A 23,892-nucleotide genomic window follows, 5' to 3' on the forward strand; every position below is an offset into this window, starting at 1 on the left:
GCATGGCCAAGCTGATCGCAATCCTCAACGTCATTGCCTGGTCGGGCTTCTGGGCCTTTGGCTATCTGGCGCTGTCGCACGGGTCCGGCGAAAGCAGCCGGCTGGTGGTGGCGATCCTGCTGGCGGCGGTCGGCGGTGGGGTGGGGCTGTGGGCCTGGCTGTGGCTGGTCCGCCATTCCGAGGCGACCGGCTATGCCCCCAAGCCCAAACGCGCCGTGCCCGAGCACCTGCGCGACGAGGGGGGTGCGTGATGCGGCGGGCGGCTCAGGAATTCGCGGCGGCCAGCACCGCCATGGCGACCAGCGCAACCATTGCCAGCACCAGCGCGGCCTTGATCGTGATGCCGAAGAAAACGGCGATCGTCGCGACCGCGACGGCCCCCACGGCAAGATACGCCAACAGGCCGCCAAAGCTGCTGATGAAGGCTTCGAGGAAACTGTCGGCCAGGCCCCAGCGGCGGGCGTCACGGCGGATTTCGCGGTCTGGATCGTGGTCGGCCATGATGTTTCCTTTCAAGACGATGACACCCAGCCTGCACACAGAAAACGGCGCCGTGGTGACGACAAAACGAAAAAACAATGCAGGAGGGGCAGATGTTCTATCGTGAAGCCGGCGACTTCAAAACGTCCTATGTCGATGACGGCCAGACCTTTCCGATCAAGTTCGACCGGATGCGCTATTACGTGGTGCTGGCGGTGGCGTTCGGGGTCGTGCCCTTTGTCATCAACGATTACTGGGCCAGCGCGGTGTTCGTGCCGTTCCTGATCTATGCCATCGCGGCCATCGGGCTGAACATCCTGACCGGCTATTGCGGGCAGGTGTCGTTGGGCACGGGCGGGTTCATGGCGGTGGGCGCCTATGCCTGCTACAAGCTGATGACCGGTTTCCCAGACATCAACATCGTCTTCCACGTGCTGGGCGCGGGGTTCGTGACGGCGGGCGTGGGCGTGCTGTTCGGCCTGCCCAGCCTGCGGATCAAGGGGTTCTATCTGGCGGTGGCGACGCTGGCGGCACAGTTCTTCCTGGTCTGGCTTTTCAACAAGGTGCCGTGGTTCTACAACTATTCGGCCTCGGGCCAGATCAACGCGCCCGAACGCACGGTGTTCAACGTGCCGGTGACCGGCCCCAACACCGATGCCTGGGCGAAATACATGATGTGTCTGGTGTTTCTGGTGGTGCTGGCCTGGGTCGCGCGCAACCTGACGCGCGGCACGATCGGGCGCAGCTGGATGGCGATCCGCGACATGGACATCGCGGCCGAGATCATCGGGGTCAATCCGCTGAAGGCCAAGCTGACCGCCTTTGCCGTGTCGTCCTTTTTCGTCGGCATCGCGGGCGCGCTGTTCTTCAGCGTCTATCTGGGCGCGGTCGAGGTCGGCGAGGCATTCGGCATCAACAAGTCGTTCCTGATCCTGTTCATGATCATCATCGGCGGGCTTGGCTCGATCTTTGGCTCGCTGGCCGGGGCGGCGTTCCTGGTGCTGCTGCCGGTCCTGCTGAAGAACCTGCTGGTCGGCACGCTGGGCTGGCCCACCGATCTGGCCGCGCATCTGGAGCTGATGATCGTGGGCGGTCTGATCATCGTCTTCCTGATCGCCGAGCCGCATGGCCTGGCACAGCTTTGGCGGATCGCGAAAGAGAAACTCAGGTTGTGGCCCTTCCCGCATTAGCGGGTTGGCCAGCGGTGCGGGGAAGAGGAGGCCCTGCGCCCGAAATTCGAACGAAACCTCACAGACCGGGCGATCCCGGCACATCGGACACATCACGGGAGGATCAAACCGATGAAGAAGACACTGGCAACTCTGGCCCTTGGGGCGGCGATGGCCGCGGGCCCTGCGGCGGCGGATCTGGTATTCCCCGATCTGAGCTATCGCACCGGGCCCTATGCGGCGGGCGGCATCCCGTTTTCCGACGGGTATCAGGACTATTTCGCCCTGGTGAACGCGCGGGACGGCGGCATCGGCGGCGTTCCGGCCAAGGTCATCGAGTGCGAGACCGGCTATAACACCGAAAAAGGCGTGGAGTGCTATGAAGCGACCAAGGGCGAAGGCGCGCTGATCTATCAACCGCTGTCGACCGGCATCACCTATCAGCTGATCCCCAAGGTCACCGCCGATGGCATCCCGCTGCACACGCTGGGCTATGGCCGGACTTCGGCCGCGAACGGCAAGGTGTTCTCGAACGTCTTCAACTATCCGGCGAACTATTGGGATGGTGCGTCGGTGGCGATCAACTATCTGCTGAGCGAGAACGGCGGGTCGCTGGACGGCAAGACCATCACGCTGCTTTACCACAACTCGGCCTATGGCAAGGAGCCGATCCGCACGCTGGAAGAGCTGTCCAAGAAGCATGGCTTTACCCTGACGACTATCGCGGTCGACCACCCGGGTCAGGAGCAGAAAAGCCAGTGGCTGCAGATCCGTCGCGAGCGTCCCGATTACGTCGTGATGTGGGGCTGGGGCGTGATGAACCAGGTCGCGATCCAGGAAGCCGCGAACATCCGTTTCCCGATGGAAAACTTCATCGGCAACTGGTGGGCGGGCGCCGAACATGATGTGACCCCGGCGGGCGAGGCCGCCAATGGCTACAAGGCGCTGAACATGAACCGCATCGGCGATCTGCCGGTCTTTGCCGATATCAAGCAGTATGTCCATGACGCGGGCAACGCGGCCGGTGACGGCTCGAACGTCGGTTCGGTTCTCTACACCCGTGGCATGTATGCGGCGATGCTGGCGGTCGAGGCCGCCAAGACCGCACAGGAAATCCACGGCACCCCCGATATCACCGCCGCGATGATGCGCGACGGGATGGAGGCGCTGGAGATGACCGATGCCAAGATGGAAGCGCTGGGCGTTCCGGGCATCGGGCCGGAGTTCAACGTCGATTGCGCGAACCACGGCGGCTCGGGCATGGCGATCGTGCAGCAATGGGACGCAAGCGCCCAGACCTGGACGCCGCTGACCGACTATCTGGAATCGGATGCCGAGGTGATCGATCCGCTGGTCCTGGAAGACAGCGCCGCCTTCGCCGCCGAGAACAACATCGCCGAGCGGTGTAACTGATCCTCCGGGTCCCGGCCTTCGGGCCGGGGCCACCCATTCGAAATTCACGTCAGGACCGCATCGATGCTGGACGCCGGAAGAACCGAAGAGACCCTGCTTGAGGTCAACAATATCGAGGTGATCTATAACCACGTGATCCTTGTGCTGAAGGGCGTCAGTCTGAGCGTCCCCAAGGGCGGGATCACCGCGCTGCTGGGCGGCAACGGGGCGGGCAAGACCACCACGCTGAAGGCGATTTCCAACCTGCTGCATTCCGAACGCGGCGAGGTCACCAAGGGCTCGATCGTCTATCGCGGCGACCGGGTGCAGGATCTGAACCCCGCCGAGCTGGTGAAAAAGGGCGTCATTCAAGTGATGGAGGGCCGCCATTGCTTCGAACACCTGACTGTCGAGGAAAACCTGCTGACGGGCGCCTATACCCGGGGCGACGGCAAGGGCGCGGTCAGTGCCGATCTTGAGATGGTCTATGACTATTTCCCACGGCTCAAGGAGCGCCGCAAAAGCCAGGCGGGCTATACATCCGGCGGCGAGCAGCAGATGTGCGCCATCGGCCGCGCGTTGATGAGCCGGCCCGAAACCATCCTGCTGGACGAGCCCAGCATGGGGCTGGCGCCGCAGCTGGTCGAACAGATCTTCGAGATCGTGAAAGCCGTGAACGAGGGCGAGGGGGTGACGTTCCTTCTGGCCGAACAGAACACCAATGTCGCCCTGCGCTATGCCCATTACGGCTATATCCTGGAATCGGGGCGGATCGTGATGGACGGGCCCGCGGCCGAGCTGCGCGAGAACCCCGACGTCAAGGAATTCTATCTGGGCGTGGGCGACGAGGGGCGCAAATCGTTCCGCGACGTGCGGTCCTATCGCCGCCGCAAGCGGTGGCTGAGCTGAGGGAACCTGTGATGAGCTTCTTTGACGATCTGGAAACCCGCAGCGCCGATGCGCGTGAAACGGCTCAGCTGTCGGCGCTGAACGCGCTGTTGCCGGGCCACGGGCTGGGCGCGCTGGACGATCTGGCGGGGCTGGCCGCGCTTCCGGTGCTGCGCAAGGCCGACCTGTCGGCGCGGCAAAAGGCGCAGCCACCCTTTGGCGGGCTGCCGGTGAAGAACGCGGCGCATGTGTTCCAAAGCCCCGGGCCGATCTATGAACCCGGCGGGGTCAGCCATGACTGGTGGCGGATGGGGCGGTTCCTGCATGCCTGTGGCGTGGGCGCGGATGATGTGGTGCAGAACTGTTTCGGCTATCACCTGACGCCCGCTGGCATGATCTTTGAAAATGGCGCGCGGGCCGTGGGGGCCACCGTGCTGCCCGCCGGGACGGGACAGACCGAGCTTCAGGTGCGCGCCGCCGTCGATGTGGGCACCACCGCCTATGCCGGGACGCCCGATTACCTGAAGGTGATCCTGGACAAGGCCGGCGCCATGGGCGAGGCGCTGCGCATCACCAAGGCCGCCGTTGGGGGCGGGGCGCTGTTCCCCAGCCTGCGCCAGGAATATGCCGACCGCGGCATCGCCTGTCTGCAATGCTATGCCACCGCCGATCTGGGCAATATCGCCTATGAAAGCCCCGCGATGGAGGGGATGATCGTGGACGAGGGCGTGATCGTCGAGATCGTGACCCCCGGCACCGGCACCCCCGTCGCGCCGGGTGACGTGGGCGAGGTCGTGGTGACCAGCCTGAACCCCGATTACCCGCTGATCCGGTTTGCCACCGGCGATCTGAGCGCGGTTCTGCCGGGGCAAAGCCCCTGTGGCCGGACCAATATGCGCATCAAGGGATGGATGGGCCGTGCCGACCAGACCACCAAGATCAAGGGCATGTTCGTGCGCCCCGAACAGGTGGCCGATTTCGTCGCTCGCCACGCCGATGTAGCCCGCGCCCGCGTCATCGCCAGCCGCGAGGGCGAGATGGACGTGATGACGGTGCAGATCGAAACCGACGCGACCGAACCCGCCCCCTATGCCGCCAGCATCGCCGATGTGCTGAAGCTGAAGGGCAAGGTCGAACTGGTCGCGCGGGGCAGCCTGCCCAATGACGGCAAGGTGATCGAGGATCTGCGCAGCTACGACTGATCGCGCAGCCGTGATCGGCTGCGGCTTGCCCGCCGCGAATTTTCTGCAAGTTTTCCTGTCACGGATGACGCGGCGGGCGGCTCTTTCCCTTTACATGGCGCCGGATGGTCCGGCGTCACCTGGAAAGGGACCACGATATGAAAACCTTCGATGTGCAATCCATCGGGATCGACAAGCCCGTGGCGGATGTCTTTGCCTATGTCGCAAAGCCGCAGAACCTGCCGGAATGGACCAACGCGTTCAAGCGCGCCGATGACAGCACCGCCGAGCTGGAAACGCCCGCAGGTGCCGTGCCGATCGGGCTGGTGACGCACGCCCATGCGGCGGCGGGCACCGTCGATTGGGAGCTGAAATTCCCCGATGGCGCGACCGGCTGGGCCTATAGCCGGATCACGCCCGAAGGGGACGACAAGGCGATCTATTCCTTTGTGCTGATGGCGCCGCCTGTCCCGCTCGAGGCGCTGGAGGGCGCGTTGCAGCAGCAGATCGGCATCCTGGCCGAAGAGCTGTCCTCGCTCAAGGCCGTGCTGGAGGGATGATCCGGCTGGACCCATCCGACATCGTGGCGGCGCGCGAAGGGGATCGCGCCGCCCTTGCCGCCATCGTGCGCGCGGCGGAACGCCCGGTCTTCAACCTGGCGCTGCGAATGCTGGCCAACCGGGCGGATGCCGAGGATGCGACGCAGGAGATCCTGATCCGCATCGTCACCAATCTGGGCAACCTGCGCGAGCCCGATGCGGCGGGTGGCTGGGCGATGCAGATCGCCTGTCGCCACCTGCTGGGGATGCGCCGCAAGGGCCGGGTCGAGGCGATGCGCCTGAGCTTCGAAGGGTTTGCCGCCGATCTGGACCGGGGCCGTGCGCCGCTGGATCAGGCGGGGCTGACCCCGGCCGAGGAAAAGATCGCCATCCAGCAGGTCAAGATCGGCTGCACGCTGGCCATGCTGACCTGCCTGAGCCGCAGCCTGCGCATGGCCTATATCCTGGGCGACGTGATGGAGTTGTCGGATCGCGAGGCCGCCAGCGTGCTGGACATCACGCCCGAAACCTATCGCCAGCGGCTGTCGCGGGCGCGCAAGGCGGTGGTGGGGTTCGTCAGCGCGACCTGCGGCATCGCGCGGGCCGACAACCCCTGTCGCTGTGCCAGCCGGGTGGTGCCCGCGCTGGCCCAGGGACGGATCGCCCCGGACAGTGGCGACACACCGGACGCCCCCGACCCGGCGGCGTTGAGCGCCACCATCGCCCGGCTGGAACAGGGACGTGCGACGGTGGCCTTGATGCGGTCCAACCCCAATTTCACCACCGATGTCGGACAGGCGGTTCTGGCGCTGCTCTGACGCTCAGGTCTGGTGGATATAGGTGCCCGGCGCCGGTGTGATCGGCGGCAACCCGGCATCGGCATTGCCGGGCGCGCGGGCGGGCACCTGTTCGGCGCTGCTTTGCCGGGCGAGCCAGGCGGCCCATTCCGGCCACCACGACCCCTCTTGCGTCGGGTGCCGGTCCAGCCAGGTGTCGGGGTCCATATACAGCTTGTCGGGCGTGCGGTGACCGATCCGGTAATGGCGCCCCTTGTGGCCCGGTTCGGACAGGATGCCGCCATTATGCCCGCCCTTGGTCAGCACGAAGGTCAGATCGCCATCGGTGAAAAGCGTGGTCTTATAGACCGACCGCCAGGGCGCGATATGGTCCTTTTCGGTGCCCAGCACGAAGAACGGCGCATGGATGTCCTTCAGTGCGATCACCTTGCCCTCGACCGCGAAGCGCCCCGCGGACAGGCGGTTTTCCAAAAACAGCCCGCGCAGGTATTCGGAATGCATCTTGTACGGCATCCGGGTGGAATCGGCGTTCCAGACCGAAATGTCGAATTGTCGGTCCTCCTCGCCCAGGAAATAGCGGCGCACGGCGCGGGTCCAGATCAGATCCTCGGCCCTGAGCGCGGCAAAGGTCCCGGCCATCTGGTCCTGCGTCAGAAAGCCCTGATCCCACATCATGTCTTCCAGAAACGCGATCTGGCTTTCATCGACGAACAGCATCAGCTCGCCCGCCTCGGTGAAATCCGTCTGTGCCGCCAGCAGCGTGATCGAGGCCAGCCGGTCATCGCCGTCCCGCGCCATGGTGGCCGCGGTGATCGACAGGATCGTGCCGCCCAGACAATAGCCGCAGGCGTGGACCTTTTGGCCGGGGATGATCCGGCTGATCGCGTCCAGCGCCGTCAGCACGCCGCGCCGGCGGTAATCGTCCATCGACAGGTCGCGCTGCGCGGCGCTGGGGTTGCACCAGGAAATCGCAAAGACGGTGAAGCCCTGCCCGACCAGATAGCGGATCAGCGAGTTTTCCGGGCTGAGGTCGAGGATATAGTATTTCATGATCCAGGCGGGCACGATCAGGATCGGTTCGGCCTGTACCTTGTCGGTGGTGGGGCTGTACTGGATCAGCTCGAACAGGTCATTGCGATAGACAACCTCGCCCGGGGTCACGGCCAGGTTACGGCCGACTTCGAATTCGCCTTTGGGCTCGGGCTTGGTGCGGGTGATTTCGGCGACCATGTCGTCCATGAAATGGCCCATCCCCTCGACCAGGTTGCGGCCGCCGGTTTCGACGGTGCGCTCGACGATCTCGGGGTTGGTCATCGGCATGTTCGACGGCGACATCATGTCCAGGATCTGGTGCACCATGAAATGAACCCGGTCGGCGCTGCGCGGACGGGTGCCGCGCGTGGCCCGTGTGGCGCTTTCCCACCAATCCTGCGTCGCCAGGAACGACTGCTTCCACAGCGAATAGGGCGGCGTGTTCCAGCCGGGGTGATCGAATCGGTGATCGCCCGGATGCGGTTCGAACGCGGCCCCGTCCGGGCCGGCCAGCCACAGCCGGATCAGCGAATCACGGGCCCGCTGCGCCAGCGCTGCCTGCTTGCCGGGCGCGCGGGCCATGTGCGACATCCAGTCGGCCATCGCCTCGGCCGCGGCATAGGGCGAGATGCCGCTGGTCGCGCGGGCCATCAGCGCCCGCGCGGTGCGGTCCATGGTGTCGAAGCTGCCCGCGGTCAGCGGTCCCTGGGGCAGGGCGGTTTTCTGGGGCGTCACCACGGCGGGCAATGTCGCCCGCGCGGCGTTCTGTTCGGCCGATTGCGTGTCCATCTGCGTTTCCGTTTTGCCTGATCGTCAACGATCAGCATGACGGCCCAATGTGAAACTGCATTGATTCAGCGCAAGACGGACAAAGAAAAAACCGCCCCGAAGGGCGGTTTTTCATTCGATCTTGTCGGATCGCTCAGCCCTGGCGGGCTTTGAAGCGGCGCTGTGTCTTGTTGATCACATAGACACGGCCCTTGCGGCGCACGACGCGGCAGTCGCGGTGACGCTGCTTCAGCGAGCGGAGCGAGTTACGGACCTTCATGGTCTTCTCCTCAATTCGCGGCGCGCGGGCGCCTGGTTACGTTCCAGTGACGCCGGATCACATGGTGGGCACGACTGGGATTGAACCAGTGACCCCTTCGATGTCAACGAAGTGCTCTACCGCTGAGCTACGCGCCCATGTGACCCGTTCGATCCCGCCTGCCCAAAGAAATAGGACGCGGGCAGGACCGCGTCGGTTCGCAGGTCTATAAAAGGAGTCGGAAAATGGTTCAAGGGCTTTTGGCATGGTTATTTTTGCGGCTATAAATTCTCTGGCGAGGAGGATTGATGACAAAACACCCCTATCAGCTTGTACTGCCCGCCGAGCGGACGACCAGCGTGGTGTTTTCGTCGCCGCATTCGGGCTGTGCCTATCCCCGGTCGTTCTTGCATCAGACGGTTCTGGACGAGCATACGGTGCGGTCATCCGAGGATGCGTTTGTCGATCAGCTTTTCGCCGATGCACAGGCCTTTGGCGCGCCGCTGATATCGGCGCAGGTGCCGCGCGCCTATGTCGATCTGAACCGCAGCCACGAGGAACTGGACCCCGCCGTGATCACCGGTGTGGCCCGTGGGGCGCATAACCCGCGCGTCAGTTCTGGGCTGGGGGTGATCCCGCGTGTCGTGGCCAACGGGCGCGCGATTTATCGCGGCAAGATCACCCGGCACGAGGCGCAGCTGCGCCTGTCGACCTATTGGTTTCCCTATCACGACACGCTGCAAGCCCTTCTGGATGACAGCCTGTCGGCCTTTGGCGAGGCGATTCTGATCGACTGCCACTCCATGCCGCACGAGGCGATCAGCGCGCTGGACCGCACGCCCGGCGGCCGCCCCGAGGTGATCCTGGGCGACCGCTTCGGCGCCAGCGCCCATTGCGAGATCGTGGATCAGATCACCGCCGCCTTCAAACGCGCGGGGTTCCGGGTGGCCCATAACGCGCCCTTCGCCGGGGCCTATATCACCCAGCATTACGGCCGCCCCTCGCGCGGGCAGCACGCCATCCAGATCGAGATCGACCGTTCGCTTTACATGAACGAACAGCTGATCCGACCGAACCGGAATTTCGACAATTTCCGCCGGACCTTGCGTGGCGTGATCGCCGAGATCTGCCGAATCGGTCATCGCCGCATCCCGATGGCCGCCGAATAGCCGCTCAGCGCAGCGCGCGGCCCTTGGCGATGGCATCCTTGCCGAACCGGGCGCGGATCGCATCGGTGGCACGTTCGGCGGCGGCGCGGGTGCGCGCCTGTGGATCCAGCAGGTCGCCCGAACTGTCGGCGCCATCGGCGGGTGACAGATCCGCCAAGCCCACCCCGATCAGCCGATAGGGGCCTTCATCCCCGACCCCGTCCAGCAATTCGCGCGCGGTGCGATAGATGCGGTCGGCCAGCTGCGTCGGCTCGCGCAGCGACAGGCGCCGCGTCAGCAGCCGGTGATTGGCGCGTTTCAGCTTCAGCACGATCACCCGGCCCGCCAGCGCGCGCGCCTTGGCCCGGTCGGCGATCTTTTCCGACAGCCGCCAGATATGCCCGTCCAGCAGGTCGGGATTGGCGGTATCCTCGAAAAACGTGGTCTCGTGCGAGATGCTTTTGATCGGCGCATGGGCCGAGATCCGCCGCCGGTCCTGTCCGCGCGCCAGATGCCAAAGCCGGTCGCCCATCGACCCGAACCGGGCGTGCAGATCGGTCCGGTCCCAGCGGCGCAGATCGCCAAAGGTACGGATGCCCGCCTTTTCCAGCGCCGCCTGGCCGGCCGCGCCCACGCCCCAGATCAAGCGGACGGGCTTGGGCGCCAGAAACGCCTCGGTCTCGGCCTGGCCGATCACCGAGAACCCGCGCGGTTTGTCCAGATCCGACGCCACCTTGGCCAGGAACTTGTTGTGGCTCAGCCCGATGGAGCCTGTCAGGCCCAGCTCGTCCTGCATCCGCTTGACCAGCCGGGCCAGCATCACCGCAGGCGGCGCGCCATGCAGCCGCGCGGTGCCGGTCATGTCCAGAAACGCCTCGTCCAGCGACAGCGGTTCGACCACGGGCGTCAGCTCGTCCATCATGGCGCGGATCTGCTTCGACACTTGCGCATAAAGCGCGCCGCGCGGCTTGATCACCACCGCTTCGGGGCAGAGCTTCAGCGCCTGGAACATTGGCATGGCCGACCGCACGCCCTTGATCCGTGCAATATAGCACGCGGTCGACACCACCCCGCGCCGCCCGCCGCCGATGATCACCGGCTTGTCGGCCAGCTCCGGGTTCTGGCGCTTTTCCACGCTGGCATAGAACGCATCGCAATCCATATGCGCGATGGACAGGTCGAAAAGCTCGGGGTGGGACAGCACGCGTGGGCTGCGGCAGGCGGGGCAGCGCGCACCGCTTTCGAATTCCGTCAGACAATCGCGGCAAAGGGCGGGCATGGGGGCAAACCTGTGTGGAACTGAACCCATGATGCGGGTTAAATACGCCTGTCACAAGGCCGGTTATATTCGGGAGGGGGCACCGAATTGAATGTAAAAGGTCTTTAAATTCGGGTTTCGAATACCCATATCACATATATGTGATTTGAAAGAGGAGAGCTTATGGACGTTTCGACTTTGGTTGCAGAATTCGTGGGTGGGAATTTCGTACTTCTGCTGGTGGCCGTGTTTGTCATCCTGTGTGTCTTTCTGGGCGTCAGGATCGTGCCACAGTCAGAGAAATATGTCGTGGAACGGTTCGGCCGGCTGCATTCGGTGCTTGGGCCGGGCATCAACTTCATCGTTCCGTTCCTGGACCGGGTGGCGCACAAGATATCCATTCTTGAACGCCAGTTGCCCAACGCCACGCAGGACGCGATCACCAGCGACAACGTGCTGGTACAGGTCGAAACCAGCGTGTTTTACCGCATCATCGAACCTGAAAAGACCGTCTACCGGATCCGCGACGTGGATGCGGCGATTGCCACCACGGTGGCCGGGATCGTCCGCGCCGAGATCGGCAAGATGGAGCTGGACGAGGTGCAGTCGAACCGCAACCAGCTGATCGCCATGATCAAGGAACTGGTCGAGGACGCGGTCGACAACTGGGGGATTGAGGTGACGCGCGCCGAGATCCTGGATGTGAACCTGGATCAGGCCACGCGCGAGGCAATGCTGCAACAGCTGAACGCCGAACGCGCCCGCCGTGCGCAGGTGACCGAGGCCGAGGGCAAGAAGCGGTCGGTCGAGCTGGCCGCCGACGCGGAACTTTACGCCGCCGAACAGGTCGCCAAGGCCCGCCGCATTACCGCTGATGCCGAAGCCTATGCGACCGAGGTCGTGGCCAAGGCCATTGCCGATCACGGGATCGAGGCGGCGCAATATCAGGTCGCGCTGAAACAGGTCGAGGCGCTGAATGCGCTTGGCGCGGGAGAGGGGAAACAGACCATCGTTGTGCCCGCCGCCGCATTGGAAGCGTTTGGCGATGCCTTCAAGCTGCTGAAGGGGCGGTCGTGATGATGTGGTCGCTTTGGTGGGTCTGGCTGGCCGCCGGGGTGGCTCTGGGCATCCTTGAAATCCTGGCGCCCGGCTATGTGTTCCTTGGCTTTGCCATCGGCGCAGGCGTTGTCGGCGGATTGCTGGCCGCCGGTTTCAGTTTCAGCCTGTCGGTCCTGCTGGTGATCTTCGCCATCCTGTCGCTGGTGTCGTGGCTGGCCCTGCGCAAGATATTCGGCATCCGGCAGGGCCAGGTAAAGGTCTGGGATCGCGATATCAACGACGACTAGGCATCCACTTGGGCGGCGGGGGCGACCTTGTCCACCGCCGCCTGCAACAGCTTCAGCCCGCGCCCTTTGCGCAGCCACGCCGTGGCAAAGGCAAAGACGCCGATGCTTTCCATGACATAAAGGTATTTCCACGGCGTGACAGCCGCGCGGAAGCTTTCGATCAGGATATACGGGGCCATGGCGACGATGGTGCCGATAATCACGACACCGCAGCTGACATAAATCAGCGTTTCGCCCGTCCAGACCAGCTTGCCGCTATCCTTGCGGTCGCCTTTCGTAAAAACGAAGATGCAGAAGATCGCCATACATACAAAGAAAACGGCGGCAGACCCGCCATGGACCCAGTTGCGGTGAAATTCCAGCCCCAGATTGATGTCGGGCAAAAGCTCCAGCCGTGGCTCTTGGCCTTCTTCCAGCTTCACCGGAAACAGCGCCACGCCAATCGCTCCCAGCCCGGCAATACGGGCCAGCCATTTGTCCGACAGCCATTCGTCGGCGCGCTTGGCATAACCCTTGTAGGAAAACAGGAAGATCCCGATCGCGCACAGCGTCCCCACCAGCACATCGCCCATATGGGTGTAATAGAATTCGCTGATCGACGGCTGAAAGATCCGATCCGGCAGCAGCCCATAGACGAGTAGTGAAATCGGCAGAAAGAAGCCCAGATACCCCAGGGCCTGCCGGACGAGGTAATATTCCAGGACGAGGGCATTGGTCGCCTCCTCCTGCGTGCCAAGGGCACGTTTGGTTGCCTGATCCATGAAGTCTCTCCATCAAAAATGGCGGTTCTGAAAATATGTCTTGGCCGGAAATAAGGTCGGCCAGCGGTGTGAATGCGCGCAGTATAGCACGCCACGCGCCATTCGTCAGGTCGCGGGATCCATCACGCGGGTGTCGAATTCCGCCCGCGCCCGACGCACCGCGCCCTGATGCGCGACGGCCCATTGACGCAGCGGCTCCAGCCGGTCGATCAGGCTGTGGCCCAGCGGGGTCAGCGTGTATTCGACCTGTGGCGGCGCGGTGGGCAGGACCGCGCGGCTGACCAGCCCGTCCCGTTCCAGGTGGCGCAGGGTCACCGACAGCATCCGCTGCGAGATCCCGTCGATCACCCGGCGCAGCGCGTTGAACCGGCAGGGGCCCTTGGCCAGTTCGATCATCACCAGAAGGCTCCAGGCGTCGCCGATCCGGTCCAGCACATCGCGGATCGGGCAGGCGTGGTCGATGGCGCGGCGGGCGGGCATGGCGGTTCCCTTCGGGTGACTATGGGCGGCGGAAATGCGTATTCCGCAGGCGGTTTCATCTGGCTATCAGGTTACTTATCGTAACTTGATATGAAAGGACACGCAATGAACCTGTTTCTGATCGGGGCCAGTGGCATGATCGGCGCCCCCATCCTGGCCGAGGCCGCCAAGCGCGGGCATGCGGTGACCGCCGCCGCCCGGCACCCTGAGAACATCGCGACGCTGCCGGGGGTGACGGCCCGGGCGGTCGATGCCACGGATGCCGATGCGCTGATCGCCGCGGCGGACGGGGCCCAGGTGATCCTGAGCGCGACGTCGCCCCGGTTCAGCGGCGATGCAACGGCGGATGCGGCGGCGCTGGGCGATGCGCTGGTCGCGGCGGGCAAGGTGACCGGCCTGCCCATCGTTATGGTGGGCGGCGCGGGCACGCTATCGCTGCCCGATGGCAGCCCGGTGATGGATCTGTTGCCGCCCGAAATCAAACCCGAGGCGATGGGTATCCGCGCCATCAAGGACGCGCTGGACACCGCTGGGCTGGACTGGACCTATGTCGCGCCGTCGGCCGAGATCGCGCCGGGCGCGCGGACCGGGACATTCCGCGTGGGCGGCACGACCCTGTTGACCGATGCGGACGGCAAAAGCGCGATCAGCGCCGAGGATTTCGCCATCGCCTTTGTCGACGAGGTCGAAACCCGCGCCCACAAGGGGCAGGTGTTCACGGTGGGATACTAGGCCCGGTTGGGATGCAGCGCCTGGGCCGAGGGCAGCTCGGCCAGGATCGTCTGTGCGGCGGCACGCGGGTTTTCTGCGCGCCAGACGGGCCGGCCCACAACGATATGATCGGCGCCCGCGGCAATCGCCTGTGCGGGCGTCGTCACCCGTTTCTGATCGCCCAGATCGGCGCCCGCGGGGCGCACGCCGGGGGTTACGATCAGCTTGCCCGCGGCCTCGGGCAGGGCGCGGATCAGCGCGGCTTCGTGCGGGCTGGCGATGACCCCGTCGGCCCCGGCCGACAACGCGGTCGCGGCGCGTTCCAGCACGATGTCCTGCACATCGCCGGGCTTGATGCAGCTGGCGTCCAGATCCGCCCGGTCAAGCGAGGTCAGGATGGTAACCGCCAGGACCTTCATGTCGGACGCGCCCTTGCCCTCTTGCGCGGCGCGGACCACATGCGGGTCGCCATGCACGGTCAGGAAATCCAGATCGAACTGTGCCAGGCCGCGCACGGCGTTTTCGACCGTTGCGCCGATATCGAACAGCTTCATGTCCAGAAAGATGCGCTTGCCGTGGTCCTGCTTCAGCTCATTGGCCAGCGCCAGCCCGCCGCCGGTCAGCATGCCCAGCCCGATCTTATAGAAGCTGACGGCATCGCCGATCTGTCCGGCCAGTTCCAGCCCGGCCAGGGCGTTCGGGACATCGAGTGCGACAATCAGGCGGTCATCTGACATGGGAACGGGGCCTTTGCGGGTTCAGTTTTCAAGATAGAAGGTGATGGTCGTCACGACCCGCACCTCGTGCTGGCCGGGGTCCACGATGCCGGGGCGCGCGGCCAGGGCGCGGACCTGGAACCCGCCCTGGGTGGCCAGCTGGATGCCGCCCACCTGCACACCGGCATCGGCGGCGAATTCATTGGCCGCGATACGGGCGTTTTCCGTCGCCTCGCGCAGCATGTCGGGTTTGATTTCGTTCAGCCCCGAGAATTCATAGATCGGCCCGTCCACCCGCACGCGGATCCCTTGGGTCGCCAGCGCCAGAATGGGACCCAGCGCCGGGTCCAGCTTTTGCGGTGTCTTGGTGGCGACGGTGCTGGCGGCCAGCACGTAGTCCTGGCGGCCAACCTCGATCCCGTCGCGGTCGCGCTGGATTTCGGTTTCGACCCGCAGGGGCTGATGCGCGATCTCGGCCGGTTCGATCCCGGCCTGTTCCAGCGTCGCCCCCAGCGTCGCGCGGTGACGTTCGGCGGTTTCGAACACCTGGGCGATGCTCTGTTCCTCGGCCAGGTTCACGCGGAACACCAGCGTCATGAAGGCGTGATCGGACGGCACGATCCGTTCCGACAGCCCCTTGACCGTTGCGGTGTTCACCCCAAGGCGGGGTTTCAGCATCGTGTCGGATACGAAATAGCCCCCCGCCGCCAGTCCGGCGCCGATGAAAAGCCCCATCAGGGGAAGCCCGATCCGCATGGTGATTGTCCCGCTCTGAACCCGGCGCGACCTTATCGCGGCGGCGCGGCAACGGCAACCGGGCCGGGGGATGATCACATTCGCGTATTCACGGGTTCGTCAGCCGAAGTTCATTCGCCCGCACCCACGCGGCGTGGCGATAATCGGTCCGGCCGCCTCTTCGCGCGGCCGTATCCACACCCATAGGAGACCAGGATGAACAAGCTTCAGAAATGGCGGGCCTTGCTTGCCGTGCCGGTTCTTGCCGCCGCCGCCGGAACGGCGCAGGCCGCGACGCTGGAAATTTCGATCACCAACACCGCACAGACGGGCGGTTTTGCCCTGACCCCGCTCTTCGCCGCGTTCCATGACGGCAACTTCGACGCGTTCGACGTGGGCAGCGGCGCCAGCGCGTCGGTCGAGGCGCTGGCCGAGGTCGGGAATGCCAGCGGCCTGGTGGCGGATCTGGCGGCGCAGGTTCCGACCGCGCAATCCACCGTGATCGCCGCGCCGCAAAGCGGCCCGCCCACCATCGACCCCGGCGAAACCAGCACGGTCCAGATCGAGCTGGACCCGGGCAGCCAGCGTTTCTTCAGCTTCCTGTCGATGCTGGTGCCGTCGAATGACACGTTCCTGGCCAATGACGATCCGCTGGCCTACGAGCTGTTCGACGTGGCTGGCGCCTTTGTCGGGGATTTCTCGATCGATCTGAGCGCCACCGCGCTTTACGACGCGGGGACCGAGGTGAACGATCCGACCGGCGGACCCGCTTTCGTGGTGGGACAGGACGGCACGGCGGGCGTGGCGGAAAACGGTGTCATCCACAAAGCCGAAAGCCTGGCCGATTTCGCCGGGATCGCAACGCCCCTGGGTCTGTTGGACGGGGCGCTGATCGACTTCATCGGTGATCCGGCCGCGTTCTCGGTCGCGCGAATCGACATCCGCGCGGTGGCGCCGGTGCCGTTGCCCGCGGCGGCGTTCCTGATGCTGGGGGCACTGGGCGCGATCGGCGCGGTGCGGCAGCGCCGCCTGGCCGCGGTCTGAGGCAAGGTCTGGTTCCGCCCGGTCGGGGCGGGATCAGATCACGCCAGCGCGGGATCCGGCGTGGTCACGCGCAGTTTGAAATGCTGCTTGCCGCGCTTGTATTCGGGCATGCGGGCCAGTTGACGGCGCGCGTCCTCGATCAGGGTCCGGTTCACATTGTGCCAGCCGGCATCGGCGGGCAGGGTGGCGAAACATTCGAAATAGGCGATGCCCAGATGCTTGTCATGGGCGCGCAGGGCGACGACGCCCACAAACCCCTCGCGCGCCTTTTCGAAACGGGCTTCTGACACTTCGGCGGTGAATATTCTCAACGGCTTGCCCCTTTCGTCCTGGAAATTTGATGCTTTGCTATACAGCCAATGGGGCATCAGATTGAAGAAGTTTTGATCTTTGTTCGGCATTGCGGTGGCACGGCCCTTGAACACATGGCCGCTGATGGCCAAATGAAATTCAAGGCCTGCAATGGGAACGTGCCGTAAATCGGGCGTTTTCGCAAGTCAGGCGCTTATCAGAAGGAGATTGCCGATGAACCTTGAACAGTTCACGGAGCGGTCGCGCGGTTTCATTCAGGCGGCCCAGACCATTGCCATGCGGGAAAACCATCAACGGTTGGCGCCCGAACATCTGCTGAAAGCATTGATGGATGACGATCAGGGGTTGGCTTCGAACCTGATCAAACGCGCGGGCGGCTCGCCCGAACGCGTGATCGAGGCGGTCGAGGCCGCTTTGGCCAAACAGCCCAAGGTCACCGGCGACGCAGGCCAGGTCTATCTGGACCCGCAAACCGCCAAGGTGCTGGACGAGGCCGAGAAGATCGCCAAGAAAGCCGGCGACAGCTTCGTGCCGGTCGAACGCATCCTGACCGCGCTGGCCGTGGTCAAATCCAAGGCCAAAGAGGCGCTGGATGCCGGTGCGCTGACCGCGCAGAACCTGAACGCCGCGATCAACGACATTCGCAAGGGCCGCACCGCCGACACGGCGAGCGCCGAGGAAGGCTATGACGCGCTGAAGAAATATGCGCGCGACCTGACCGAGGCCGCCGAGGAAGGCAAGATCGACCCGATCATCGGCCGCGACGAGGAAATTCGCCGCGCGATGCAGGTGTTGTCGCGCCGGACCAAGAACAACCCGGTCCTGATCGGGGAACCCGGCGTGGGTAAGACCGCGATTGCCGAGGGTCTTGCGCTGCGCATCGTGAACGGTGACGTGCCCGAAAGCCTGAAGAACAAGAAGCTGATGGCGCTGGATATGGGCGCGCTGATTGCCGGTGCGAAATATCGCGGTGAGTTCGAGGAACGTCTGAAAGCGATCCTGAAAGAGATCGAGGCCGCCGCGGGCGAGATCATCCTGTTCATCGACGAGCTGCACACACTGGTCGGTGCGGGTAAGACCGATGGCGCGATGGATGCCGCCAACCTGATCAAGCCCGCGCTGGCGCGGGGCGAGCTGCACTGTGTGGGCGCGACCACCCTGGACGAATACCGCAAGTATATCGAAAAGGACGCCGCCCTGGCCCGCCGGTTCCAGCCGGTTCTGATCGACGAGCCGACGGTCGAGGACACGATCTCGATCCTGCGGGGCATCAAGGAGAAGTACGAGCTGCACCATGGCGTGCGGATCTCGGACAGCGCGCTTGTGGCCGCGGCGACCCTGTCGCACCGCTATATCACCGACCGGTTCCTGCCGGACAAGGCGATCGACCTGGTGGACGAAGCCGCCAGCCGCTTGCGGATGGAGGTCGACAGCAAGCCCGAGGAGCTGGACGCGCTGGATCGTCAGATCCTGCAAATGCAGATCGAGGCCGAGGCGCTGAAGAAAGAGGATGACGCCGCATCCAAGGACCGGCTGGCCAAGCTGGAAGAGGATCTGTCGAACCTGCAACAGGAATCGGCAGAGCTGACCGCCAAATGGCAGGCCGAACGCGACAAGCTGGAAGGCGCGCGCGGGCTGAAGGAACAGCTCGACAAGGCGCGGCTTGAGCTCGACCATGCCAAGCGCGAGGGCAACCTGGCCAAGGCCGGTGAGCTGTCCTATGGCGTGATCCCCGAGCTTGAGAAAAAGCTGGCCGAGGCTGAAAGCCAGGAGGACGAGGTCCTGGTCGAAGAAGCCGTGCGCCCCGAGCAGATCGCGCAGGTGGTCGAACGCTGGACCGGTATTCCGACATCGAAGATGCTGGAAGGCGAGCGTGAGAAGCTGCTGCGGATGGAAGACGAGCTGGGCAAGCGCGTGATCGGCCAGAAAGCCGCCGTGACCGCCGTGTCCAACGCCGTGCGCCGTGCGCGTGCGGGCCTGAACGACGAGAACCGTCCGCTGGGCAGCTTCCTGTTCCTGGGCCCGACCGGTGTGGGTAAGACCGAGCTGACCAAGGCCGTGGCCGAATATCTGTTTGACGACGACAGCGCGATGGTCCGCATCGACATGTCCGAGTTCATGGAGAAACACTCGGTCGCCCGTCTGATCGGCGCGCCTCCGGGCTATGTCGGCTATGACGAAGGTGGCGTTCTGACCGAAGCGGTGCGGCGCCGGCCCTATCAGGTCGTGCTGTTCGACGAGGTCGAAAAGGCCCACCCGGACGTGTTCAACGTGCTGTTGCAGGTGCTGGACGATGGTGTGCTGACCGATGGTCAGGGCCGCACGGTCGACTTCAAGCAGACGCTGATCATCCTGACCAGCAACCTGGGCGCGCAGGCGCTGAGCCAGCTGCCTGACGGGGCGGATGCCAGCGACGCCAAGCGCGATGTGATGGACGCGGTCCGGGCGCATTTCCGGCCCGAGTTCCTGAACCGTCTGGACGAGATCATCATCTTCGACCGGCTGGGCCGTGCCGATATGGATGGGATCGTCAACATCCAGCTGGCCCGCCTGGGCAAACGTCTGGCGGCGCGCAACATCACGCTGGAGCTGGACGAGGACGCCCGGAAGTGGTTGGCCGACGAGGGCTATGACCCGGTCTTTGGCGCCCGCCCGCTCAAGCGGGTGATCCAGAAGGCGCTGCAGGACCGGCTGGCCGAAATGCTGCTGGCGGGTGAGGTCACCGATGGCGGCACGATCCCGGTTTCCGCCGGGGCGGATGGGCTGTTGATCGGCGACCGCGTGTCGACGTCCGACCGGCGCCCGCCGGAAGAGGCGGTCATCCACTAAGAATAGCAAAAGGCCCGGGCGATGACCCGGGCCTTTTCATATCCGGCGTGCCCCGATGTTAGGCCGGGGCCGGAAAGTTGAAATCGTCCTTGTCCATCACATCGGCCACCTGCGCCGCGCGCTCCGCCGCCAGGGCCTTGCGTTCGCGCAGCCGTTCGATGGCATCGGCGTGACGCTGTTCCAGCTCGCGCTGGCGCGCCGCGCGCGTCTTGATCTTCTGGATCTTGATGGTCCGACCGCGCGGTGGTTGCGGCGCGGCGGCTTGCTGTGGCTGTGTGCTGGACAACAGCTGGAACAGTCGCGCGCGGCCATCGTTGCGCTTGGCCGGGCTGTCCGCGTGATCGGTCATCTCGGCCTGGGGCCGCGTTGCCTGTTTCTGTGCCCGGCGCCGGGCCTTGATCCCGATCCAGGCTGCCTGCACCGGGGTGTTGCCCGGTTTGTTCTTTTTCATATCCGACATCTCGCCCTCGCGCCAATGGCCGTAATGGCATCAATGCGAGTCAATTTGTTCTTTTTAGGGAACGTTTACTGCTCAAGGTGATGTTATCGGATGGGGCAGTAAACACAAGATGTCGTGGCGGCAAAACCCGCGAAACCGCGGGCAGACCGCCCCGAGACAAGAAAAAGCCTTATTTCAGCGGTGCTTAGTCGACGCCAGCAGCCTCGCGCGCGATGGAATCGAGCAATGCCTCGACCTCTTTCATCGGGCCGTCGGGATAGGCGCGATAGCCCACGACGGTCTGGTCCGGGGTATCGGGCCGGGTGAAAACGAAGATGTCATAGGGGCAGAACATCACGTTCATATGGTCGGCCTCCATCACCTTGCGCGACAGGGCGGCGGAACAGAAGCTGAAGATATCCGCCTTGGTGAAGATCGTGACATCCGATCCCACATCGCCCTTGGTGCGTTCCAGCATGTCGCCGGTATGGCTGACACTGTCGATCACCAATCCGCGGTCGATCACGGCGTTTTCCAGCGCGAAGACCACGTCATCGAAGCTGTCTTCGGTGGTATAGGTCACGGCCTGGTCGGCCATGGCGGTATTGGCCGCGAGCACCGCCGCGGCGGTCAGGGTGCGAAATCCGATCATCTTGTCCTCCCGTTCAAGTGAATGCCCGTTGGCATGGGTTGCCGATCCGGGCGTTTCTGCGCAGTCTATCGTCAGGAATTGGCCCGGTATTGATATCGGTCAAATTGAAGCAGCCAGACACGGGTAGACCATGATTCAGTTCGTCGAGCAGATTTTGCAGTTCCTGTCCTATATCTTCGTGTTCCTGATCGGTCTGGTCCTGCTGGTCGCGGCGGTGCTGTTCGTGATCGACCGCACCCAGACCGGCGATGCGATCCGGCGCAACTATCCCGTCATCGGGCGCTTCCGTCACCTGTTCACCACGCTGGGCGAGTTCTTTCGGCAGTATTTCTTTGCCATGGACCGCGAAGAGATGCCCTTCAACCGGGCGCAGCGCGACTGGGTCTCGCGCGCCTCGGCCGGCAAGGGCAACACGATCGCGTTCGGTTCGACCCGCAACCTGAACATCGTGGGCACGCCCATCTTCGTGAACGCGGCCTTTCCGCCCATCGACGACCAGTTCGCCCAGACCGCCCCGATGGAGATCGGCCCGCATTGCCGCATGCCCTATGTGGCGCCGTCGATCTTCAATATCTCGGGTATGAGTTTCGGCGCCATCTCGCGCCCCGCGGTCGAGGCGCTGAGCCAGGGCGCGGCCGAGGCCAATATCTGGCTGAACACGGGCGAGGGCGGGTTGTCGCAATTCCACCTGTCTGGGGGCTGCGACATCGTTTTCCAGATCGGCACCGCCAAATACGGCCTGCGCGGGCCCGATGGCCGGATCGACGACGACAAGCTGCGCACCATTGCCGCCCATGATCAGGTCAAGATGTTCGAGCTGAAGCTGGCCCAGGGCGCCAAGCCCGGCAAGGGCGGCATCATGCCCGGGCCCAAGGTCACGCCCGAGATCGCGGCGATCCGGGGCATCCCGGTGGGCAAGGACAGCTATTCCCCCAACCGCCATCCCGATATCGACAGTTTCGAGGATTTGCTGGATGTGATCGCCCATATCCGCGAGGTGTCGGGCAAGCCGGTGGGGTTCAAGACCGTGGTCGGCGGGCCGGAACCGTTTCACGACCTGTTCCGCCTGATCAAGAAACGCGGCCCCGAAAGCGCGCCGGATTTCATCGCCATCGACGGGGGCGAAGGCGGGACCGGTGCCTCGCCCATGCCGCTGATGGATCTGGTGGGCCTGCCCATCCGCGAGGCGATGCTGATGGTATCGGACTTGCGCGACACCTATGGCTATCACGACCGCATCCGGCTGATCGCCAGCGGCAAGCTGATCAACCCCGGCGACGTGGCCTGGGCGATTGCCGCGGGGGCGGATTTCGTGACCTCGGCCCGGGGGTTCATGTTCGCGCTGGGCTGCATCCAGGCGCTGAAATGCAACAAGAACACCTGTCCCACCGGGATCACCACCCATGACCCGCGGCTGCAAAAGGGGCTGGTCGTCGAACGCAAGAGCGAACGCGTCGCCCATTACGCCCGCAGTGTCATCAGCGAGGTCGAGATGATCGCCCATTCCGTCGGCGTGGCCGAACCCCGCCAGATGCGCCGCCGCCATGTGCGGATCGTACAGTCCGACGGGTCGACCAAACCGATGAACGAGGTCTTCCCCCGCACACAAAGCGTCAACGATTTCGTGAGCTGACTTGTTTTGACCGGGCGCCCCACCGCATCTTAGCAGGCAAGACGCAAAGATGGAGAACCCGATGACTGGATCGAAAACACGTCTTGGATGGTCGGACGTGACGCCGCAGCATCTGTTCATGAACCGCCGGCAGATGATCGGGGCCTCTGTCGCCTGGGCGGGTCTGGCCGGCACCGCGATGGCGGCCACGGACGATGCGGTCAGCCCCTATTCCACGGATGCCGAGCCCAACAGCTTCGAAGACATCACCCAATATTGCAATTTCTACGAGTTCGGCACCGGCAAGGGCGACCCGGCCCGCTTTGCGGGTGCGCTGACCACCGACCCCTGGGCGGTGCAGATCGACGGCATGGTGGACCGCCCCGGCAGCTATGACCTGGGCGATATCCTGTCGAAGGTCACGCTGGAGGAACGCATCTATCGCTTCCGCTGTGTCGAGGCCTGGTCGATGGTCATCCCCTGGACCGGGTTCGAACTGCGCAGCCTGCTGGAGCAGGTGGGCGTTCAGCCCGGCGCCAAGTATGTTGCGATGGAAACCCTGCTGCGCCCCGAGGAAATGCCGGGCCAGCGCCGGCGTTCGCTGGACTGGCCCTATCGCGAAGGGCTGCGCCTGGACGAGGCGATGCACCCGCTGACCATCATGGCGACCGGCCTTTACGGTCAGGACCTGCCGAACCAGAACGGCGCGCCGCTGCGGCTGGTGGTGCCGTGGAAATACGGGTTCAAGTCGATCAAGTCCGTGGTGCGCATCACCCTGACGGACACCCAGCCCGAAACCACCTGGAACATGCTGGCCCCGCGTGAATACGGGTTCTACAGCAACGTGAACCCGACGGTGGACCACCCCCGCTGGAGCCAGGCCACCGAACGCGCCGTGGGCGGCGGGCTGTTCGCCAAGCGGCAGCCGACGCTGATGTATAATGGCTATGGCGACGAGGTCGCGTCGCTGTATGACGGCATGGACCTGGCCGAGCATTACTGATGGGCCTTGTCGACCGGATCAACCGCGCCGCCCGCGCCTTGCCGGAATGGCCGGCCTATGTGATCGGGATGGTCCCGGCGGCGCTGCTGATCTGGCAGGCGCCGACCGGCGGGCTGGGCATCGATCCGGTCAAGGCGCTGGAACACCGGCTGGGCCTGACCGCGCTGCAATTCCTGATCGCCACCTTATGCGTGACCCCGCTGATGCGGTTCGCGGGCATACGGCTGTTGAAGTTCCGGCGCGCGCTGGGGCTTCTGGCCTTTGCCTATGCCATTTTGCATCTGCTGGTCTGGGGGCTGCTGGACATGCAGCTGCTCTGGACGCAGATCGCGGCGGACCTG

General features: G+C 64.5%; 27 protein-coding genes and 1 tRNA gene (1 of these 28 running past the window's edge). 16 read left to right on the forward strand and 12 right to left on the reverse strand.

Annotated features, from left to right (window positions below):
• Positions 1-2: 2 nt before the first annotated feature.
• On the forward strand, positions 3-251 hold the full coding sequence (locus CLM60_RS01425) for a hypothetical protein (RefSeq protein ID WP_095587488.1): 249 nt from the start codon (positions 3-5) through the stop codon (positions 249-251).
• 13 nt (positions 252-264) lie between these two features.
• Here the strand turns inward: CLM60_RS01425 and CLM60_RS01430 are convergent, their stop codons facing one another.
• A complete protein-coding gene (locus CLM60_RS01430) occupies positions 265-501 on the reverse strand; it encodes a hypothetical protein (protein WP_095587489.1) in 237 nt (78 codons plus the stop codon).
• 92 nt (positions 502-593) lie between these two features.
• On the opposite strand from CLM60_RS01430, the gene CLM60_RS01435 reads away from it, so the two are divergent.
• From CLM60_RS01435 to CLM60_RS01460, 6 genes are all read left to right on the forward strand, one after another.
• Positions 594-1,670, forward strand: a complete 1,077-nt coding sequence (locus CLM60_RS01435; RefSeq protein WP_095587514.1) for a branched-chain amino acid ABC transporter permease — start codon at positions 594-596, stop codon at positions 1,668-1,670.
• Positions 1,671-1,781: 111 nt separating this feature from the next.
• Complete coding sequence (locus CLM60_RS01440; protein ID WP_095587490.1) at positions 1,782-3,062, forward strand: ABC transporter substrate-binding protein; 1,281 nt, start codon at positions 1,782-1,784, stop codon at positions 3,060-3,062.
• A 63-nt stretch (positions 3,063-3,125) separates the two neighbouring features.
• Entirely contained in the window at positions 3,126-3,950 is an 825-nt protein-coding gene (locus tag CLM60_RS01445) for an ABC transporter ATP-binding protein (protein ID WP_095587491.1), read from the forward strand.
• Positions 3,951-3,961: 11 nt separating this feature from the next.
• A complete protein-coding gene (locus CLM60_RS01450; RefSeq protein ID WP_095587492.1) occupies positions 3,962-5,131 on the forward strand; it encodes a phenylacetate--CoA ligase family protein in 1,170 nt (389 codons plus the stop codon).
• A gap of 137 nt (positions 5,132-5,268) precedes the next feature.
• The gene (locus tag CLM60_RS01455; RefSeq protein ID WP_095587493.1) at positions 5,269-5,670 is read left to right on the forward strand and encodes an SRPBCC family protein; all 402 of its coding nucleotides are present in this window, start codon (positions 5,269-5,271) and stop codon (positions 5,668-5,670) included.
• On the forward strand, positions 5,667-6,467 hold the full coding sequence (locus CLM60_RS01460) for an RNA polymerase sigma factor (RefSeq protein ID WP_095587494.1): 801 nt from the start codon (positions 5,667-5,669) through the stop codon (positions 6,465-6,467). Before CLM60_RS01455 ends, CLM60_RS01460 begins: the two co-directional genes overlap by 4 nt.
• 3 nt (positions 6,468-6,470) lie before the next feature.
• On the opposite strand, the gene CLM60_RS01465 is transcribed toward CLM60_RS01460, so the two are convergent.
• The 3 genes from CLM60_RS01465 to CLM60_RS01475 form a co-directional block, all read right to left on the reverse strand.
• The gene (locus tag CLM60_RS01465; protein ID WP_095587495.1) at positions 6,471-8,267 is read right to left on the reverse strand and encodes a PHA/PHB synthase family protein; all 1,797 of its coding nucleotides are present in this window, start codon (positions 8,265-8,267) and stop codon (positions 6,471-6,473) included.
• A gap of 133 nt (positions 8,268-8,400) precedes the next feature.
• On the reverse strand, positions 8,401-8,526 hold the full coding sequence (gene ykgO, locus CLM60_RS01470) for a type B 50S ribosomal protein L36 (RefSeq protein WP_010141322.1): 126 nt from the start codon (positions 8,524-8,526) through the stop codon (positions 8,401-8,403).
• Between the two features lie 62 nt (positions 8,527-8,588).
• Positions 8,589-8,663, reverse strand: a tRNA-Val gene (locus CLM60_RS01475).
• A gap of 150 nt (positions 8,664-8,813) precedes the next feature.
• Between CLM60_RS01475 and CLM60_RS01480 the strand changes: the two genes are divergently transcribed.
• Positions 8,814-9,674, forward strand: a complete 861-nt coding sequence (locus tag CLM60_RS01480) for an N-formylglutamate amidohydrolase (protein ID WP_095587496.1) — start codon at positions 8,814-8,816, stop codon at positions 9,672-9,674.
• Positions 9,675-9,678: 4 nt separating this feature from the next.
• Here CLM60_RS01480 and CLM60_RS01485 read toward each other — a convergent pair whose 3' ends face one another.
• Positions 9,679-10,932 (reverse strand): DNA polymerase IV, encoded by a 1,254-nt coding sequence (locus tag CLM60_RS01485; RefSeq protein WP_095587497.1) that lies wholly within the window; start codon positions 10,930-10,932, stop codon positions 9,679-9,681.
• Positions 10,933-11,094: 162 nt separating this feature from the next.
• Between CLM60_RS01485 and CLM60_RS01490 the strand changes: the two genes are divergently transcribed.
• Together CLM60_RS01490 and CLM60_RS01495 are read left to right on the forward strand one after the other, a co-directional pair.
• A complete protein-coding gene (locus CLM60_RS01490; protein ID WP_095587498.1) occupies positions 11,095-11,988 on the forward strand; it encodes an SPFH domain-containing protein in 894 nt (297 codons plus the stop codon).
• Positions 11,988-12,257 (forward strand): NfeD family protein, encoded by a 270-nt coding sequence (locus CLM60_RS01495; RefSeq protein WP_095587499.1) that lies wholly within the window; start codon positions 11,988-11,990, stop codon positions 12,255-12,257. Before CLM60_RS01490 ends, CLM60_RS01495 begins: the two co-directional genes overlap by 1 nt.
• Here the strand turns inward: CLM60_RS01495 and CLM60_RS01500 are convergent.
• Both CLM60_RS01500 and CLM60_RS01505 read right to left on the reverse strand, forming a co-directional pair.
• The gene (locus CLM60_RS01500) at positions 12,254-13,018 is read right to left on the reverse strand and encodes a DUF998 domain-containing protein (RefSeq protein ID WP_095587500.1); all 765 of its coding nucleotides are present in this window, start codon (positions 13,016-13,018) and stop codon (positions 12,254-12,256) included. The two genes, CLM60_RS01495 and CLM60_RS01500, sit on opposite strands and share 4 nt — an antisense overlap.
• Positions 13,019-13,123: 105 nt before the next feature.
• A complete protein-coding gene (locus CLM60_RS01505) occupies positions 13,124-13,498 on the reverse strand; it encodes a winged helix-turn-helix transcriptional regulator (protein WP_095587501.1) in 375 nt (124 codons plus the stop codon).
• 105 nt (positions 13,499-13,603) lie between these two features.
• Here CLM60_RS01505 and CLM60_RS01510 point away from each other — a divergent pair, with 105 nt between their 5' ends.
• Positions 13,604-14,230 (forward strand): NAD(P)-dependent oxidoreductase, encoded by a 627-nt coding sequence (locus CLM60_RS01510; protein ID WP_176473756.1) that lies wholly within the window; start codon positions 13,604-13,606, stop codon positions 14,228-14,230.
• Here the strand turns inward: CLM60_RS01510 and pyrF are convergent.
• Positions 14,227-14,946: an orotidine-5'-phosphate decarboxylase gene (pyrF, locus tag CLM60_RS01515; RefSeq protein ID WP_095587503.1), complete on the reverse strand. Its 720-nt coding sequence runs from the start codon at positions 14,944-14,946 to the stop codon at positions 14,227-14,229. The two genes, CLM60_RS01510 and pyrF, sit on opposite strands and share 4 nt — an antisense overlap.
• A gap of 21 nt (positions 14,947-14,967) precedes the next feature.
• A complete protein-coding gene (locus tag CLM60_RS01520; protein ID WP_095587504.1) occupies positions 14,968-15,681 on the reverse strand; it encodes an SIMPL domain-containing protein in 714 nt (237 codons plus the stop codon).
• A 195-nt stretch (positions 15,682-15,876) separates the two neighbouring features.
• Between CLM60_RS01520 and CLM60_RS01525 the strand changes: the two genes are divergently transcribed.
• A complete protein-coding gene (locus CLM60_RS01525) occupies positions 15,877-16,704 on the forward strand; it encodes a spondin domain-containing protein (protein ID WP_095587505.1) in 828 nt (275 codons plus the stop codon).
• A gap of 38 nt (positions 16,705-16,742) precedes the next feature.
• Here the strand turns inward: CLM60_RS01525 and CLM60_RS01530 are convergent, their stop codons facing one another.
• Entirely contained in the window at positions 16,743-17,015 is a 273-nt protein-coding gene (locus tag CLM60_RS01530) for a hypothetical protein (protein ID WP_141246439.1), read from the reverse strand.
• A 214-nt stretch (positions 17,016-17,229) separates the two neighbouring features.
• Here CLM60_RS01530 and clpB point away from each other — a divergent pair, with 214 nt between their 5' ends.
• Entirely contained in the window at positions 17,230-19,845 is a 2,616-nt protein-coding gene (clpB, locus tag CLM60_RS01535) for an ATP-dependent chaperone ClpB (RefSeq protein ID WP_095587507.1), read from the forward strand.
• A gap of 58 nt (positions 19,846-19,903) precedes the next feature.
• Here clpB and CLM60_RS01540 read toward each other — a convergent pair whose 3' ends face one another.
• Together CLM60_RS01540 and CLM60_RS01545 are read right to left on the reverse strand one after the other, a co-directional pair.
• Entirely contained in the window at positions 19,904-20,305 is a 402-nt protein-coding gene (locus CLM60_RS01540; protein ID WP_095587508.1) for a hypothetical protein, read from the reverse strand.
• Between the two features lie 184 nt (positions 20,306-20,489).
• Positions 20,490-20,936 (reverse strand): DUF302 domain-containing protein, encoded by a 447-nt coding sequence (locus CLM60_RS01545; protein ID WP_095587509.1) that lies wholly within the window; start codon positions 20,934-20,936, stop codon positions 20,490-20,492.
• 130 nt (positions 20,937-21,066) lie between these two features.
• On the opposite strand from CLM60_RS01545, the gene CLM60_RS01550 reads away from it, so the two are divergent.
• The 3 genes from CLM60_RS01550 to msrQ form a co-directional block, all read left to right on the forward strand.
• Positions 21,067-22,569, forward strand: a complete 1,503-nt coding sequence (locus CLM60_RS01550) for an FMN-binding glutamate synthase family protein (RefSeq protein WP_095587510.1) — start codon at positions 21,067-21,069, stop codon at positions 22,567-22,569.
• Positions 22,570-22,630: 61 nt separating this feature from the next.
• The gene (msrP, locus tag CLM60_RS01555; RefSeq protein ID WP_095587515.1) at positions 22,631-23,551 is read left to right on the forward strand and encodes a protein-methionine-sulfoxide reductase catalytic subunit MsrP; all 921 of its coding nucleotides are present in this window, start codon (positions 22,631-22,633) and stop codon (positions 23,549-23,551) included.
• Positions 23,551-23,892, forward strand: partial view of a protein-methionine-sulfoxide reductase heme-binding subunit MsrQ gene (gene msrQ / locus CLM60_RS01560; RefSeq protein WP_095587511.1) — the 5' portion only. The gene runs 267 nt beyond the window's last position; the window shows 342 of its 609 coding nt (coding positions 1-342); its start codon is at positions 23,551-23,553; its stop codon lies beyond the right edge, outside the window. Before msrP ends, msrQ begins: the two co-directional genes overlap by 1 nt.

The sequence above is a fragment of the Actibacterium ureilyticum genome (genome assembly GCF_002285435.1).
GTDB lineage: Bacteria > Pseudomonadota > Alphaproteobacteria > Rhodobacterales > Rhodobacteraceae > Actibacterium_C > Actibacterium_C ureilyticum.

Excerpts from the sequence above, each read along its gene's own strand:
- CLM60_RS01495 (WP_095587499.1), top strand. The coding sequence starts at position 11,988 with ATGATGTGGTCGCTTTGGTGGGTCTGGCTGGCCGCCGGGGTGGCTCTG.
- CLM60_RS01550 (WP_095587510.1), top strand. The coding sequence starts at position 21,067 with ATGATTCAGTTCGTCGAGCAGATTTTGCAGTTCCTGTCCTATATCTTC.
- CLM60_RS01440 (WP_095587490.1), top strand. The coding sequence starts at position 1,782 with ATGAAGAAGACACTGGCAACTCTGGCCCTTGGGGCGGCGATGGCCGCG.
- CLM60_RS01510 (WP_176473756.1), top strand. The coding sequence starts at position 13,604 with ATGAACCTGTTTCTGATCGGGGCCAGTGGCATGATCGGCGCCCCCATC.
- CLM60_RS01425 (WP_095587488.1), top strand. The coding sequence starts at position 3 with ATGGCCAAGCTGATCGCAATCCTCAACGTCATTGCCTGGTCGGGCTTC.
- CLM60_RS01435 (WP_095587514.1), top strand. The coding sequence starts at position 594 with ATGTTCTATCGTGAAGCCGGCGACTTCAAAACGTCCTATGTCGATGAC.
- CLM60_RS01520 (WP_095587504.1), bottom strand. The coding sequence starts at position 15,681 with ATGCGGATCGGGCTTCCCCTGATGGGGCTTTTCATCGGCGCCGGACTG.
- msrP (WP_095587515.1), top strand. The coding sequence starts at position 22,631 with ATGACTGGATCGAAAACACGTCTTGGATGGTCGGACGTGACGCCGCAG.
- pyrF (WP_095587503.1), bottom strand. The coding sequence starts at position 14,946 with ATGTCAGATGACCGCCTGATTGTCGCACTCGATGTCCCGAACGCCCTG.
- CLM60_RS01430 (WP_095587489.1), bottom strand. The coding sequence starts at position 501 with ATGGCCGACCACGATCCAGACCGCGAAATCCGCCGTGACGCCCGCCGC.
- CLM60_RS01445 (WP_095587491.1), top strand. The coding sequence starts at position 3,126 with ATGCTGGACGCCGGAAGAACCGAAGAGACCCTGCTTGAGGTCAACAAT.
- CLM60_RS01450 (WP_095587492.1), top strand. The coding sequence starts at position 3,962 with ATGAGCTTCTTTGACGATCTGGAAACCCGCAGCGCCGATGCGCGTGAA.
- CLM60_RS01505 (WP_095587501.1), bottom strand. The coding sequence starts at position 13,498 with ATGCCCGCCCGCCGCGCCATCGACCACGCCTGCCCGATCCGCGATGTG.
- ykgO (WP_010141322.1), bottom strand. The coding sequence starts at position 8,526 with ATGAAGGTCCGTAACTCGCTCCGCTCGCTGAAGCAGCGTCACCGCGAC.
- clpB (WP_095587507.1), top strand. The coding sequence starts at position 17,230 with ATGAACCTTGAACAGTTCACGGAGCGGTCGCGCGGTTTCATTCAGGCG.
- CLM60_RS01490 (WP_095587498.1), top strand. The coding sequence starts at position 11,095 with ATGGACGTTTCGACTTTGGTTGCAGAATTCGTGGGTGGGAATTTCGTA.
- CLM60_RS01485 (WP_095587497.1), bottom strand. The coding sequence starts at position 10,932 with ATGCCCGCCCTTTGCCGCGATTGTCTGACGGAATTCGAAAGCGGTGCG.
- CLM60_RS01545 (WP_095587509.1), bottom strand. The coding sequence starts at position 20,936 with ATGATCGGATTTCGCACCCTGACCGCCGCGGCGGTGCTCGCGGCCAAT.
- CLM60_RS01500 (WP_095587500.1), bottom strand. The coding sequence starts at position 13,018 with ATGGATCAGGCAACCAAACGTGCCCTTGGCACGCAGGAGGAGGCGACC.
- CLM60_RS01480 (WP_095587496.1), top strand. The coding sequence starts at position 8,814 with ATGACAAAACACCCCTATCAGCTTGTACTGCCCGCCGAGCGGACGACC.
- CLM60_RS01540 (WP_095587508.1), bottom strand. The coding sequence starts at position 20,305 with ATGTCGGATATGAAAAAGAACAAACCGGGCAACACCCCGGTGCAGGCA.
- CLM60_RS01465 (WP_095587495.1), bottom strand. The coding sequence starts at position 8,267 with ATGGACACGCAATCGGCCGAACAGAACGCCGCGCGGGCGACATTGCCC.
- CLM60_RS01460 (WP_095587494.1), top strand. The coding sequence starts at position 5,667 with ATGATCCGGCTGGACCCATCCGACATCGTGGCGGCGCGCGAAGGGGAT.
- CLM60_RS01455 (WP_095587493.1), top strand. The coding sequence starts at position 5,269 with ATGAAAACCTTCGATGTGCAATCCATCGGGATCGACAAGCCCGTGGCG.
- CLM60_RS01525 (WP_095587505.1), top strand. The coding sequence starts at position 15,877 with ATGAACAAGCTTCAGAAATGGCGGGCCTTGCTTGCCGTGCCGGTTCTT.